14 protein-coding genes are annotated in these 13,471 nt (G+C 41.9%); 11 read left to right on the forward strand and 3 right to left on the reverse strand.

Annotation, left to right across the window (positions count from 1 at the left end):
• The first annotated feature begins 35 nt into the window (after nt 1-35).
• The 10 genes from CLV51_RS05065 to CLV51_RS05110 all read left to right on the forward strand — a co-directional run bounded on the left by CLV51_RS05065 (nt 36) and on the right by CLV51_RS05110 (nt 7,808).
• The gene (locus tag CLV51_RS05065) at nt 36-980 is read left to right on the forward strand and encodes a DUF3078 domain-containing protein (protein WP_106526909.1); all 945 of its coding nucleotides are present in this window, start codon (nt 36-38) and stop codon (nt 978-980) included.
• A 28-nt stretch (nt 981-1,008) separates the two neighbouring features.
• Nucleotides 1,009-1,857, forward strand: a complete 849-nt coding sequence (locus CLV51_RS05070; protein WP_106526910.1) for a segregation and condensation protein A — start codon at nt 1,009-1,011, stop codon at nt 1,855-1,857.
• The gene (locus tag CLV51_RS05075; RefSeq protein ID WP_106526911.1) at nt 1,850-2,755 is read left to right on the forward strand and encodes a helix-turn-helix domain-containing protein; all 906 of its coding nucleotides are present in this window, start codon (nt 1,850-1,852) and stop codon (nt 2,753-2,755) included. The genes CLV51_RS05070 and CLV51_RS05075 overlap by 8 nt, the downstream gene beginning before the upstream one ends.
• 101 nt (nt 2,756-2,856) lie before the next feature.
• Nucleotides 2,857-3,729 carry a pirin family protein gene (locus CLV51_RS05080; RefSeq protein WP_106526912.1) on the forward strand — a complete coding sequence of 291 codons (873 nt, stop codon included), beginning with the start codon at nt 2,857-2,859 and terminating at the stop codon, nt 3,727-3,729.
• A 30-nt stretch (nt 3,730-3,759) separates the two neighbouring features.
• Nucleotides 3,760-4,284, forward strand: coding sequence for a YceI family protein (locus CLV51_RS05085; RefSeq protein ID WP_106526913.1), 525 nt, complete (start codon nt 3,760-3,762; stop codon nt 4,282-4,284).
• A gap of 98 nt (nt 4,285-4,382) precedes the next feature.
• On the forward strand, nt 4,383-5,012 hold the full coding sequence (locus CLV51_RS05090) for an NAD(P)H-dependent oxidoreductase (protein ID WP_106526914.1): 630 nt from the start codon (nt 4,383-4,385) through the stop codon (nt 5,010-5,012).
• 126 nt (nt 5,013-5,138) lie between these two features.
• A complete protein-coding gene (locus CLV51_RS05095; protein ID WP_211301937.1) occupies nt 5,139-5,549 on the forward strand; it encodes an OsmC family protein in 411 nt (136 codons plus the stop codon).
• 156 nt (nt 5,550-5,705) lie between these two features.
• Entirely contained in the window at nt 5,706-6,419 is a 714-nt protein-coding gene (locus CLV51_RS05100; protein ID WP_106526916.1) for a pirin family protein, read from the forward strand.
• 150 nt (nt 6,420-6,569) lie between these two features.
• Nucleotides 6,570-7,295 carry an HAD-IIB family hydrolase gene (locus tag CLV51_RS05105; protein ID WP_106526917.1) on the forward strand — a complete coding sequence of 242 codons (726 nt, stop codon included), beginning with the start codon at nt 6,570-6,572 and terminating at the stop codon, nt 7,293-7,295.
• Nucleotides 7,296-7,430: 135 nt separating this feature from the next.
• Complete coding sequence (locus CLV51_RS05110; protein WP_106526918.1) at nt 7,431-7,808, forward strand: hypothetical protein; 378 nt, start codon at nt 7,431-7,433, stop codon at nt 7,806-7,808.
• Between the two features lie 2 nt (nt 7,809-7,810).
• Here CLV51_RS05110 and CLV51_RS05115 read toward each other — a convergent pair whose 3' ends face one another.
• The 3 genes from CLV51_RS05115 to dxs form a co-directional block, all read right to left on the reverse strand.
• On the reverse strand, nt 7,811-8,797 hold the full coding sequence (locus CLV51_RS05115) for a PAS domain-containing protein (RefSeq protein ID WP_158266932.1): 987 nt from the start codon (nt 8,795-8,797) through the stop codon (nt 7,811-7,813).
• A gap of 256 nt (nt 8,798-9,053) precedes the next feature.
• Nucleotides 9,054-10,100, reverse strand: coding sequence for a ferredoxin--NADP reductase (locus CLV51_RS05120; RefSeq protein ID WP_106526920.1), 1,047 nt, complete (start codon nt 10,098-10,100; stop codon nt 9,054-9,056).
• Between the two features lie 87 nt (nt 10,101-10,187).
• Nucleotides 10,188-12,113 (reverse strand): 1-deoxy-D-xylulose-5-phosphate synthase, encoded by a 1,926-nt coding sequence (gene dxs, locus CLV51_RS05125; protein ID WP_106526921.1) that lies wholly within the window; start codon nt 12,111-12,113, stop codon nt 10,188-10,190.
• A 222-nt stretch (nt 12,114-12,335) separates the two neighbouring features.
• Here dxs and CLV51_RS05130 point away from each other — a divergent pair, with 222 nt between their 5' ends.
• A complete protein-coding gene (locus tag CLV51_RS05130; RefSeq protein ID WP_106526922.1) occupies nt 12,336-13,364 on the forward strand; it encodes a sensor histidine kinase in 1,029 nt (342 codons plus the stop codon).
• The last annotated feature ends 107 nt before the right edge of the window (nt 13,365-13,471 follow it).

Consider the following 13,471-nt stretch of genomic DNA (forward strand, 5'->3'; position numbering starts at 1 on the left):
AATGTTATGTATCCTAATCTTTAAAAAATAAATTGATGAAAAAATTCACTTTATCCATTGCCTGTTGCTTATTATGCTTTATGGCAACGCACGCACAAACCGACTGGATGAAGACTTCACGCGAAGAAGCAAGCAAAAAAATAAAAAAAGATGATAACGACACCATTCCAAAATTGTGGAGAAAAGGTTTGAATCTGAACATCAATATCAATCAGGGATCACTGAGCAACTGGGCTGCAGGGGGTGATAATTTCTCTCTCTCGTTCGGTTCCAACGTATATGCGTGGGCGTTCTATAAAAAAGGGCGGCATTCCTGGGATAACGTGGCGGACCTGGCATACGGATATATCAATACTACGAGTTTGGGTGGACGGAAAAGTGATGACCGCATAGACCTTACCTCAAAGTACGGTTATGAGATTTGTAAGAACTGGTATGCAAGCGGGTTAGTGAACCTGCGTACCCAATTTACAGACGGTTTTCTATATCCGGCTGATACCACTCCTCAGTTATCATCCAAATTTTTTGCGCCGGCTTATGTGTTGATTTCTCCGGGGTTTGATTATAAACCTGATAATTCCTTTTCCCTGTTCCTTTCTCCGGCCACTACCCGTTTGTTATTTGTGATGGATAATTATTTGTCTTCACAGAGCGCTTATGGCGTAGATAGCGGTAAACATTTCAAATATGAATTAGGCGCTTATCTCTCCGCTAATTATCTTAAAACAATTGGAAAGAACGTCACATACAAAGGCAGGCTGGATCTCTTTTCAAATTATTTGGACCATCCGGGAAACATTGCTGTTTTCATGACCAACGCGTTGGAACTGAAGGTAAACAAATGGATTTCCGCCTTACTCACCGTTGATATGATATATGACGATAAAGTAAAAGTATTTGAAAACAAGACTACTGGCGTAAAAGGTCCCCGGTTACAGCTCAAGCAGGTAATAGGGGTCGGATTTACGGCTAAGTTCTGATTAGCCGGAATTTTGTTATTTTTGATAGATGGCGCTGCTGTTTTATGCAGCAGTGTCGTATTGGGAATCTAAAAAATACGACGTGAGCGAACAAGCACCTATCTATAAGATCAAATTACCGCAATTTGAAGGTCCTTTTGACCTGTTGCTGTTCTTCATTGAACGTGATGAGCTGGATATTTATAATATTCCCATTAATACGCTGACGCAGGATTTCCTGGCTTATATCCATCATATTGAAACGCTGAATATTGAGCTGGCTAGTGAGTTTATTCTCTTTGTATCCACACTCATGCGTATTAAAGCCAAAATGCTGTTGCCGCGCAAGGAGGTAGACGAGCAGGGAAATGAAATAGATCCGCGTATGGAGCTGATTGATAAGATCCTTGAATATAAGCGCTACAAACTGGCTGCGGCTGAGCTGGCCGAACTGGAAGCGGATCGTATGTTGCAGATCAAGCGCGGTAACATCGCCAAAGAACTGGCAGAGATCGGTGAAGTAACCAGTGAAGGCACTGAAGTGCAAACCCTCACGCTCTTTAAGCTCACCAAAACTTTTGAAAAGGTGATGCAGCGCATGAAAGAGCGAGATAATAAGCCCCAGCACGTGGTATATAAGTACGATTATACCATGGAAGGTTCCAGGATGTATATGGAAGAATTGGCCAGGGCAGAAAGAACGTTATCTTTCGAAAAGATATTTGATCATTGTAAAGACCGTGTGCATGCCATTTTCCTGTTCCTCAGTATGCTGGAACTGGTGCAGATGAAGCATATGGGCATTATGGTGGGAGAAGGCAGAAATAATTTTATCATTGAATATATTGATCCTTCCGAAAGGGAGGAAGAACCAGCAGGAACCTTAATAGATGGCTGAGAAACGTGAAAATATAGGGATTGTTTCCTTACCGGAATACACACATGCTGATCCAAGCTTTGTAGTGTCTGGCCTTTGTGAGTTGGGCAACAGCTTTTTCAATCATATTGGTGTGCCGCACCGGCACGATTTCTACACCATTTACTGGATCAAAAAAGGTAAGCTCCTGCATACCATTGATGCAGTTACCCATGAGGTAAAAAAGAATACCTTGTTTTTTGTGGCACCCGGCCAGGTACATAATCTGCAGGCTAGCGAAAAGATTGAGGGATACATGATTGCGTTCCAGGATGCATTTATGTGTTTGAAAGATCAGACGCAGGTATCTGGCATTAACTCCGGCTTATTTTTCAATAATCAGTTCAGCAGCGTAATACCGCTGAACGATGAACAGGAAAAGGACATTGATGCGATAGTACGCCTGATGATGAAAGAGTTGACCATGCGTGAACCCGAATACGAAATGGCCCTGCATGGTTTGCTACGTTACTTCCTGGTACTGGCTTCGCGCATTAAGGGAGAAAATGTAGGCATCTCCCCGGAACAACATGCCATGCATAACAGTTCTATCTTTCTGAAATTTAAAAACCTGATAGAAGAGAAATACTTTGAATTGAAAACGGTATCAGATTACGCCAGCCTCCTGCATATCAAACCGGTGTTGCTGAATGAGATCAGTAAACAATTATCCGGTATTACAGCAGGAGAACATATCCGTAATCGTGTGATCCTGGAAGCACAGCGGTATTTGTATAATACAGATCTTACTGCCAAAGAAATAGCCTATAAACTCGGTTTTGACGATCCCCACTATTTTAGCCGGTTTTTTAAAAAATACACCAGCCAAAGCCCTTCCGAATTCAAGGAAGCCTCCCGTTCTGTGAGTTCACAAGCTTAATTTCCCCTGGCTTTTAAAAAAGTCCATCACTAGCAGCGTTTAATCCATTCTTAATTGATGTTGCAACATGTACTTTTGTGTTGTCTTAGGAGGCAATAAATATGAACACACAAAAACATGTAAGTCAAATTGTAATTGCAGCAGCCCCTCACATGGTGGGCGATGGATTCAGGGTACAAAGTACCTTGCCAGGCGGCACCCGTTCTGAAAATAACAGGATTAGTCCTTTTATTATGATGGATTACGGTGCACCCAACTACATACCACCTACTAATAAGCCCCGTGGTGTAGGCGCACATCCACACAAAGGATTTGAAACGGTGACTATTGTGTACCAGGGTGAATTTGAACACCGTGATTCTACTGGTAGCCATGGCATACTAAACCCCGGAGATGTACAGTGGATGACTGCCGGAGCCGGAATAGTACATGATGAAAAATTTAGTGAAGCATTCAGCAAACTTGGTGGTAAGGTGGAAATGGCCCAACTGTGGGTAAATCTCCCCAAAGCGTATAAAAATAGTAAACCCGCTTATCAAAACCTGACCAAAGAAGAAATTCCGGTAGTGAAGGTGGGAGATGAAAGTTATGTAAGGGTAATAGCCGGAGAATTTAAAGGAAATAAAGGCGCTGCCAGCACATTTTCACCCCTGAATGTACTTGATGTGCATTTGAAAAAAGGTGATAACGTAACAGTTGCTTTTCCGCAGCATTTTAATACCGCTATCGTGGTGTTACAAGGTAAAGCAGATTTTAACGGTCAGTCAGCTAAATCAGTAGAAACTGTTTTGTTTGAAAAAGATGGGACAGATATTACCATCACTGCCCTGGAAGATGCTACCATGATAGTACTGAGCGGAGAGCCAATTGATGAACCCATCTTTGCATATGGTCCGTTTGTACTGAATACAGAAGATGAACTCAGCGCAGCAATAGATGATTATAACGCCGGTAAAATGGGTTTCTTAAACTAATATTTAACAATTACTAAAACAATAAACTATATGACAACCTGGAAAATTGATCCTTCTCACAGTGATGTACAATTTAAAGTAAAGCATCTGATGATCACTACCGTAACCGGTCAGTTTGCAACATTTGATGGTACTATGCAAACTGTTGACAGTGACTTCAGCACTGCGAATATTTCTTTCGAAGCAGATATCAACAGTATTTCTACGCAAAACGCGCAGCGTGATCAGCATTTGCTGACAGGCGATTTCTTTGAAGCAGAGAAATATCCGAAACTGAAATTTGTATCTACAGGAGTTAAAAAAGTAGATGCAGATACATTTAAACTGATTGGCGATTTAACTATCCGTGATAATACCCGTCCGGTTGAATTGAATGTAGAATTTGGTGGCGAAGTGGTAGATCCATATGGTCAGACCAAAGCAGGATTTGAACTGAGCGGTAAAATTAACCGTAAAGATTTTGGTCTCGCTTTCCATGCAACAACTGAAACCGGTGGTTTATTACTGAGTGATGAAGTGAAGTTACTGGCGAATGTGCAAATGATAAAACAATAATAAAAAATTACGAATTACGAATTGCGAATTACGGTTATTCGCAAAGATCTCCTGGTTGATCCGTAATTCGCAATTCGTAATTTGCAATTTCAAATAATATGGATATTCTCAATAAATTAGAATGGCGTTATGCCGTTAAGAAATTTGACACCACCAAAAAGCTGAGTGCCGCTCAACTGGATGGCCTGATGGCTGCTACAAGATTGTCGGCTTCCGCGTATGGCTTGCAGCCTTACAAGATACTGGTAGTGGAAAACCCTGCAGTGCGTGAGCAACTGAAGGCAGCATCCTGGAATCAGCCGCAGATTACAGACGCATCACAATTGATTGTGTTTGCCCGGTATGCAAATTTGCAGGAATCTCACGTAGATGACTATACGAATAATATTGCGGCAACGCGTCAGATAAATCCGGAAGACCTGGCAGGATTTGCCGGCATGATGAAGGGAACGGTAAACAGTTTAGATGCAGCTGGTGCAGCTGCATGGACTTCCAGACAAGCCTATCTGGCTTTAGGGACCCTGCTTACCGCAGCGGCTGCTGAAGGCATTGATGCTTGTCCGATGGAAGGTTTTGATGCTTCAAAATATGATGAAATTTTAGGACTCAAAGATAAAGGCCTTGCTACAGTAGTAATTGCTGCGATAGGATTCAGAGCGGAAGATGATGTGATGCAACATGCTAAAAAAGTACGTAAGCCAATAGCAGAATTGGTAGAAATGATATAGGGATCAATTGCCAGGAATAAAATGTAAGCCGGACGATGAAAATCGTCCGGCTTTTTAATTCACAATTAATTTGTAATTTGAGCCTCCGCACTGATTTCTCTAACGAAAAAAATAAAAGTTATAAACATGAAAAGATTCGCATCTGCCAATTGGCAAGGTACCGGCAAAGAAGGTAAAGGCACTGTTACTTCACAATCTACCGTGTTAAATAGCACCCAGTACTCTTATAGCAGCCGTTTTGAAGATGGCGTAGGTACTAACCCTGAGGAACTGATTGCAGCTGCTCACGCAGGTTGCTTTACTATGAAACTGAGCTTTGTTATTTCTGGTGCTGGCCTTACTCCCGGTAACATTGATACCAAATGTACTATCACTTTAGACAATGGCGCTATTACCAGCAGTCACCTGGAAGTAAAAGCCAGCGTACCTGGTTTGGATGCTGCTAAATTTGCTGAATATGCAGCAGATGCAAAAGCAAATTGCCCTATCAGCAAACTGCTGAATACAGACATCACTATGGATGCTGTTTTGGTATAGATCTGATCTGTAAAATTATGAATTACGAATTGCGAATTACGGGTAACCGTCATTTGTAATTCGTATTTTTTTGTCCATGCTTTTCAACATATCATCCATTCTATCCTCTTGCGTTTATACCGATCTTTGCATTGTATAAAATAAGGAGATTTAGTTATGAAAAAAATCATTCATCGTGCAGATACCAGAGGGTATGCCAACCATGGTTGGTTAAGTAGTCATCATACATTCAGTTTCGCTAATTATTACGATCCCAATAGGATTCATTTTGGTGCGTTGCGTGTACTAAATGATGATTCAATAAAGGGTGGAATGGGCTTTGGCGCTCACCCGCACGACAATATGGAAATTGTTTCTATTGTACTGGATGGTGCAATGGAACACCGCGATAACACCGGCAGACAGGAAGTTATCCGTAAAAATGATGTGCAGATCATGAGTGCAGGTACTGGCATTACCCACTCGGAATTTAATGCCTCTAAAACAGAAGATGCTAATTTTCTGCAGATATGGGTGATTCCGAAAGAAAGAAATGTAATACCCAGATATGATCAACGCACCTTTGATCCTGCTGCCCGCGAAAACGCATTGCAGGTGGTGATTTCACCAGACCATCAGGCAGATGCCCTGTGGTTACATCAGGATGCCTGGTTTTCTTTAGGTAAATTTGATGCAGGAAAAAAATTAGATATCACGCCGAAAGCTCCTGGTATAGGTAGTTACCTGTTTTTACTCAGTGGAGAACTGAAGGTGGATGGTGAAGTGCTGCAAACACGCGATGCTATTGGATTATCTGATTATGATAAAGTTAGTATAGAAGTGATTAAACCGGCAGAGTTTTTGCTGATGGATATACCAATGCTGAGCTAATCATACACATCGTCATATATTAACCCATTATATTCAAAAAGAGATCAGTCTTAAAGGCTGATCTCTTTTTTTAGCATTTACAGGAATTGAATTTGCATTTCCCACACAAACAAATTACCTTAATCAATCAGCAACGATAGAGAAATTATAATGTTATTAGCTACAGATTTAGATGGTACTTTTTTAGGAGGTACACAGGAAGATAAAGATAAACTATATACTTTATTAAATAATAATGAAGATATACGACTGGTGTTTGTAACGGGAAGGGGTATACGTAGTGTACTCAAATTGCTGGAAAACACCTCCTTGCCAAAACCTGAATATATTATTTGCGATGTAGGCGCCACTGTTACGCATCTGCCTACATTGATGGCAGTAGAACCTGTACAATCGGGGATTGCAAAGCTTTGGCCTGGCGATCATGTTCGTGAAACATTGAAAAATGTGAAAGGTTTGTTGCACCAGGAAGCACAGCAGCAATATCGTTGCTCTTATTATTATGATGAAACTACGGATATTGAAGGCGCCAGAAAAGTGGCTGCTGCTTTGCAATGTGATTTAATTTTATCTGCCGGGAAATACCTTGATATATTACCTAAAGGGGTGAATAAAGGGTACGCTTTACAGCAGCTGCTAGGGGTGCTGGCATTACCACATCATAAAGTATTAGTGGCCGGAGATTCTATGAATGATTACACTATGTATGAAACAGGATTTAAAGGTGTTGTAGTGGGTGATGCTGAGCGGGAACTGGTAGCCCGGACCGCTGCTATGCCGCATGTATTACAGGCATTGCGGACAGGAGCTGGTGGCATATTGGAAGCCATGGCTTTTTTTCCGGAGTTTAGTATTTATCTGGAAAAAGAAGGCTAAAAGTTTGCCGGCGGAATAGAAAAAGATTGTAACTTAGAATAGGTCTTTGCTATAATATTGATATGGATATTGACAACAGCGTTTGGTATGATGAATAACTATTAATCATCATTTTAATTGATAAATCAATACACCATGGAAATTACCACTTCACCTGCAGATCTGCACGAGCAGATCAATTCCTGGAAAGGGATCGTTAATGATGTAAGAGGAGATGTAAAAATGATGCGTGACAGGCTGGAACAAACTGTACTCAGTAATGCACCCCGGGATGTAATGACAAAAGTTGAGCATTTTGAAAACCGTTTTCTACGTCAACGGGAAGTTGCAGACGAAATGTATCACGACATTAAACAATGCGCTAAAAAAATATCTGACTCACCTTCACAGGTGGTGCATGACGACAGACCTGTAGACGACTTTCATACCATGCAACACCGCATGCAAATATTCCAGAAATTATATGAGGAACTAAAGGACGATTTTAATCGTTTTATGCCTTGTGAAGTGTAAGATTATTTTATGTCTTTCGCTTTGTATTCTATCTTATGAATAACGGCATCCAGTTGCTTAGTGGATTCGTGCAGCCATTCCATCAGGCGGGAATTGAGATGTATATCCTGGTTGCTTTTATCAAACAATCCGGCTATACTCAAAATAGATACAACCGGCCGGCGTATTTCATGTGAATTAATCCATGCTATTTCTCTCAATGTCTGGTTCTGCTCTTCGAGCCGTTGCGCTTGTTTTACATGTTTGTCTATGTCCTGTATCATGCCTATCATGCGGAGCGGACAAGCATTTTCGTACACAATGAAGGCACGGTCTATAACATATTTATAGCAGCCATCGGCACACAGGAAGCGATATTCTTCTGACCAGTACCTGTTACCGGACAGGATACATTCATCGAGGGAAGTTAAAATCCTTTTACTATCAGCAGGGTGTAGGTTGTTCTGCCACCATTGAACAAGATCTGTTCCTGCATCTGCTTCATTATGGTGAAACAGGTTTAACAGACCATGGTTCCAGGTAAGGGTATTCGTGATCAGATTTTTATCGTAGATAGCATCATTGGTGGCTTGTGTCAGCAATTCATAACGCACGCCCAATTCATGTGCTTCCTTAGCGGACCTTACCTGCTGATCTATATCTTTAGCCATAATGAAACGGGCTTCTTTACCATAGTAGATAGTTGGATGCGAATATATCTCCACAAAAAAATTATCACCATTCTTTTTGCGATGTTTCCAGATGCCTCTGTATTGCGCGCCATTACACCGTTCTGTTACATTTTCCATAAAGTTCAGCACTTCTTCCGGTTCACGTATATCCTTCAACGTTAGTTGCCTGAATTCGCTTTTATTATAACCATATTTTTGAACAGCGGCTTCATTCACAGAAAGAAAACGCAAAGATGTTTTTTCGTAGATCCACATGGGAATGGGATGTTCATTAAAGAGGCGCTCATATTGCATAGAATGATAATTCTTACTGATCATAGCAACTAATAGCAATATGAAAATACAGCAAAGCATTACCTCGCTGACAACAAAGAATACTTCATATGGGAAGGCTTTGATTTTTATGATGAAGTAACTGTTAATTGAGATGACAGCGAACACTAAACACAAGCAAGCAAACTTTATAGGGGCATTCCGCATCACTTGATTTTGACTATAATTTAGCTATAATTTTAGCAATTGAAAAATAATGTCAGATCATTATGATTGATAATAATATTTGCATTATGATATATTATAATTCAAGGATTATTTGATCGCTTGCGGGATATCCTACACAGGTAAGTACCAGGCCTGCTGCTAACTCTTTATCTGTTAATACTTCGTTTACAGACATCCATACCTTGCCACTGGTGCATTGGGCTGTGCAGGAGCCACATACACCGCCTTTGCAGCTGTAAGGCAGCAGCACATCATGATCCAGTGCATAGCTAAGAATGTTTTGATCACCCGGAATAGCAAGATGGTATTCCTGGTTGCGGTAGCGGATTAATACCTGCTTGATGTTATGATCCTTTGGTAGCGGTGTTTTGGCGATTTTGGCATCTGTATTTACTACAAAATTTTCTTTATGTAGCTGTGCTTCATCAAAGCCCATGAAAGTAAGCGTGAGCAGGATAGTACGCATATAATCCGGCGGCCCGCACAGGAAAAATTGTGCAACTGCTTTGTTATGATGCATATGTTCGGTCACCAGTTTTTCCAATAAAATATTGTTGAGCCTTCTGTATACATGATGGCTATCCGGATCATTACTGAAGAGCCAGATACATTGTAACCGGCTGCTATATTGCGTTTGCCATGTTTGTAGCTGCTCGTGGAAGATGGTTCTTTCCGGTGTGGTGTTGCTGTAAATAAGTGTGATGTGCGCTCCGGGTTCTTCTGTCAGGATCTGCTTCAACAATGAAAATACGGGAGTGATACCACTACCGGCGGCCAGGAGAAAAATGTCGCGTGCGGGAACGTTGGAAGGCTCGTAAGTAAAGCGTCCGGTGGGTTCCAGCGTAGTAACAATATCGCCTTTTTTCCAGGTGCGGATAAGATAGCGGGATATTTCCCCATTTTCTTTTTCGCGGATCGTAACAGATAGATATGGATCTATGCCAGGAGTAGAGCTAAAAGAGTAAGAGCGCCTGTATTCTTTATTGTTTAATTGTATGAGGAAGGTGAGGAACTGCCCTGCGAGATATTCCACCGGCTCGGGAGCTGTGTTTTCCAGTCTGTAAGTGTATGTGCCGGCGGTTTCGCGTATAATATCAGTGATCCTGAGCTGAAAGTACATGAGTAAATAAATTACGAATTGCGGATTACGGTTATGAGCGAAGATAACTTCGATCCGTAATTCGCAATTCGTAGTTCGTAATTCATTTTATACTGTTACCGTGATTTTATTTTTAAGCATTTCTCTTGTAGTGCGCGCAATGCCGGCAGCGTCGTATCCGCATTCGCGGTACAGTTCTTCCGATTTGCCATGTTCTACAATGTGATCCGGGATGCCCATCCTTTTAATTTCTGCTTTGTAATTATGAGCAGCCATGAATTCCAGGATAGCACTGCCAAATCCGCCCATGATAGCGCCATCTTCTATTGTGATCACTTTATCAAATGACTGGAATATTTCGTGTAGCAGGGCTTCGTCCAGCGGTTTTACAAAACGCATATCATAATGTGCGGGTTGCAAACCATCTCCTATCAATTCTTTACAGGCTTCTGTTACAAAGTTACCTGTATGTCCGAGCGAGAGAATGGCGATGTCTTTTCCGTCGCGGATCTTGCGGCCGGTACCGGTTTTGATTGCTTTAAATGGCGTACGCCATTCGGGCATAACGCCTTGTCCGCGTGGATAGCGGATTACATAAGGCATATTGTTATCCGGCAGCTGTGCACTATACATCAGGTTCCGCAATTCTTCTTCGTTCATCGGAGCGCTGATGATCACATTCGGTATGCTACGCATGTAGGCAATATCATAAGCGCCATGGTGCGTAGGGCCATCTTCACCTACCAGTCCTGCCCTATCCAGACAGAATATCACCGGGAGTTTTTGAATGGCAACATCATGTACTGCCTGGTCAAAAGCACGTTGGAAGAAAGAGGAATAGATGGTGCAAAAGACGCGCATACCCTGTGTGGCCATGCCTGCAGAGAGGGTAACTGCGTGTTGTTCGCAGATGCCTACATCAAAAGCACGTTGCGGCATTTTCTCCATCATAAATTTGAGGGAGGAACCCGATGGCATTGCGGGGGTAATGCCGATTATTTTATCGTTTTGTTCTGCCAGTTCAATAATAGTATGACCGAAAACATCCTGGTATTTAGGTGGTTGTGGCCTGTCTACCGGCTTCTTGAATATTTCACCGGTGATCTTGTCAAACAGTCCGGGTGCATGCCAGGTAGTTTGGTCCTTTTCTGCCAGCGCATAGCCTTTACCTTTGGTGGTAACGATGTGCAGCAGTTTAGGGCCGGGAATATCCTTCAGGTCCTGCAGGGTATCGGCCAGTTTGGTGATATTATGACCATCGATAGGGCCAAAATAGCGCATCTGCAGGGCTTCGAACAGGTTACTGGATTTGGATACCACCCCTTTCAGGCTGGCTTCCAGTTTAGAGGCCATTTCACGGGTGAATCTTTTGCCTATCGGCAATTTTCCAAGGAGATTCCACACATCATCACGCACCTTGTTATAGGTAGGTGAAGTGGTGATATCGGTAAGATATTCTTTCAGCGCGCCCACATTTGGATCTATGGACATGCAGTTATCGTTCAGGATAATGAGTACGTTGGCATTGGCAACGCCTGCGTGATTCAGTGCTTCGAAGGCCATTCCTGCTGTCATGGCGCCATCACCTATTACAGCAATGTGCTGACGGTCAAATTCACCTTTGTATTGGGAGGCCATGGCCATGCCCAATGCTGCTGAGATGGAGGTAGAAGAGTGTCCTACGCCGAAAGTGTCGTACTGGCTCTCGTCTCTTTTCGGAAATCCGCTGAGCCCTTTATATTTCCTGTTGGTAGGAAAAGCTTCCCGACGACCGGTCAGGATTTTATGGCCATAGGCCTGGTGACCTACGTCCCATACTAACTGGTCGTAAGGCGTATTAAAAACGTAATGCAGTGCCACTGTAAGTTCTACCACACCCAAACTGGCAGCGAAATGCCCACCATGGACACTTACCACGTCAATGATATACTGACGTAACTCCTCGCATACCTGGTGAAGCTGTTCCTTATTCAGTTTTCGCAAGTCAGCCGGATATTGTATCTGGCTTAACAGTTGACCGGCCTTAATATCCATAATATGGCTCAGGGTTTATATTAAGAGACAAAAATACATAAAAATATGTGGTAAACCGTGATCTGCAGGCTGGAAAATAGGACAGTTTCCTGATATCTCACCATTCAGATGCTGGCATCTGCCATTTACCGTTTTTGATTCACCATTTATAACAATTAGGTTCCTGCGGGGAGCACTGTAAGGTATTTTTGGAATATAGGCGAAGTTTACTAATTTGAATTAATGTTTAAACAAATAAACAAATATTGGTGGTGTCAGCTGTTGGGGTGGTCGGCTTATTTTGTGATTAACATCCTTTTCGCCTTTTCCATCAACAGGAAAGAATCTCCTGATGGGTATTATTACCTGAACCTGCTCATTTTTATATTTTTCGGGCTGTTTTCCACGCATATGTTTCGCAGCCTGATCAACAGGTTTAAGTGGGTGAACTATAGTTTTGAGAGCCAGATATTGTTGTTTTTCGGGTTAATGACAGGGTCCGGACTGATGTTATATGTTGGATATTACTTTGTAGTTATTTTCCTGCTGCGTTTGTCTATTACACCTGTACTGGTAGGCATTTTGTCTTCCTTTCTCATTACTACTATCTGGTGGTTTCTTTACTTTATATGGCATTATATTGAAAGAAACAGGAGTTCGCAGTTAGATCAGCTAAAACTGGAGGCAACGGTAAAGGAGCTGGAACTTAAAACGATTAAGGCGCAGTTGAATCCACATTTTATATTTAATGCGCTGAACAGCATCCGTGCACTGGTAGATGAAAATCCGCAAAGGGCAAGAACTGCTATTACAGAGCTTTCCAATATATTGCGCAGTTCCATGCAAATTGAGAAGGCAGAAACCGTGAGCCTGGAAAATGAATTAAATATTGTAAAGGATTACCTTGCATTGGAACATATCCGGTTTGAAGAGCGGTTGAATGTAATGTATGAGATTGATCCGGATACGTTAGAGTTACAGGTACCGCCGATGATGTTGCAAACACTGGTAGAAAATGCCATTAAGCATGGTATTTCCCGGGTTATCAGCGGTGGCTCGGTGTATATCACTTCCAGCCTGAAAGGGATGCAGCATGTGATCAGCATTGAGAATACCGGACAAATAGTAGAAAATAATATAAATGGCCATGGTTTTGGATTACAGAGCACCCGGCAACGGTTGAGTCTTTTATTTGGAAGCAGGGCCTCATTTGAAATAAGGAATAAAGATGAGCAAACGGTAGAAGCTACAGTAGTGATGCCTTTGCTTTGATCACTTGTTATAACGTAAACCGCTGTAGCTGGTGTAGAACCGGCTATGGCAATGATTACTTTTTGTTAGTTATTTATTAATAAATTTAATCATCAACCAAACTTCAT

The sequence above is a fragment of the Chitinophaga niastensis genome, assembly GCF_003014755.1.
In the GTDB taxonomy this organism is placed as follows: domain Bacteria; phylum Bacteroidota; class Bacteroidia; order Chitinophagales; family Chitinophagaceae; genus Chitinophaga; species Chitinophaga niastensis.

Bases quoted from the DNA above. Each gene is read 5' to 3' on its own strand.
- CLV51_RS05090 (WP_106526914.1), top strand. From the start codon at position 4,383: ATGGATATTCTCAATAAATTAGAATGGCGTTATGCCGTTAAGAAATTT.
- CLV51_RS05115 (WP_158266932.1), bottom strand. From the start codon at position 8,797: ATGATCAGTAAGAATTATCATTCTATGCAATATGAGCGCCTCTTTAAT.
- CLV51_RS05130 (WP_106526922.1), top strand. From the start codon at position 12,336: ATGTTTAAACAAATAAACAAATATTGGTGGTGTCAGCTGTTGGGGTGG.
- dxs (WP_106526921.1), bottom strand. From the start codon at position 12,113: ATGGATATTAAGGCCGGTCAACTGTTAAGCCAGATACAATATCCGGCT.
- CLV51_RS05070 (WP_106526910.1), top strand. From the start codon at position 1,009: ATGGCGCTGCTGTTTTATGCAGCAGTGTCGTATTGGGAATCTAAAAAA.
- CLV51_RS05100 (WP_106526916.1), top strand. From the start codon at position 5,706: ATGAAAAAAATCATTCATCGTGCAGATACCAGAGGGTATGCCAACCAT.
- CLV51_RS05065 (WP_106526909.1), top strand. From the start codon at position 36: ATGAAAAAATTCACTTTATCCATTGCCTGTTGCTTATTATGCTTTATG.
- CLV51_RS05120 (WP_106526920.1), bottom strand. From the start codon at position 10,100: ATGTACTTTCAGCTCAGGATCACTGATATTATACGCGAAACCGCCGGC.
- CLV51_RS05095 (WP_211301937.1), top strand. From the start codon at position 5,139: ATGAAAAGATTCGCATCTGCCAATTGGCAAGGTACCGGCAAAGAAGGT.
- CLV51_RS05075 (WP_106526911.1), top strand. From the start codon at position 1,850: ATGGCTGAGAAACGTGAAAATATAGGGATTGTTTCCTTACCGGAATAC.
- CLV51_RS05080 (WP_106526912.1), top strand. From the start codon at position 2,857: ATGAACACACAAAAACATGTAAGTCAAATTGTAATTGCAGCAGCCCCT.
- CLV51_RS05110 (WP_106526918.1), top strand. From the start codon at position 7,431: ATGGAAATTACCACTTCACCTGCAGATCTGCACGAGCAGATCAATTCC.
- CLV51_RS05105 (WP_106526917.1), top strand. From the start codon at position 6,570: ATGTTATTAGCTACAGATTTAGATGGTACTTTTTTAGGAGGTACACAG.
- CLV51_RS05085 (WP_106526913.1), top strand. From the start codon at position 3,760: ATGACAACCTGGAAAATTGATCCTTCTCACAGTGATGTACAATTTAAA.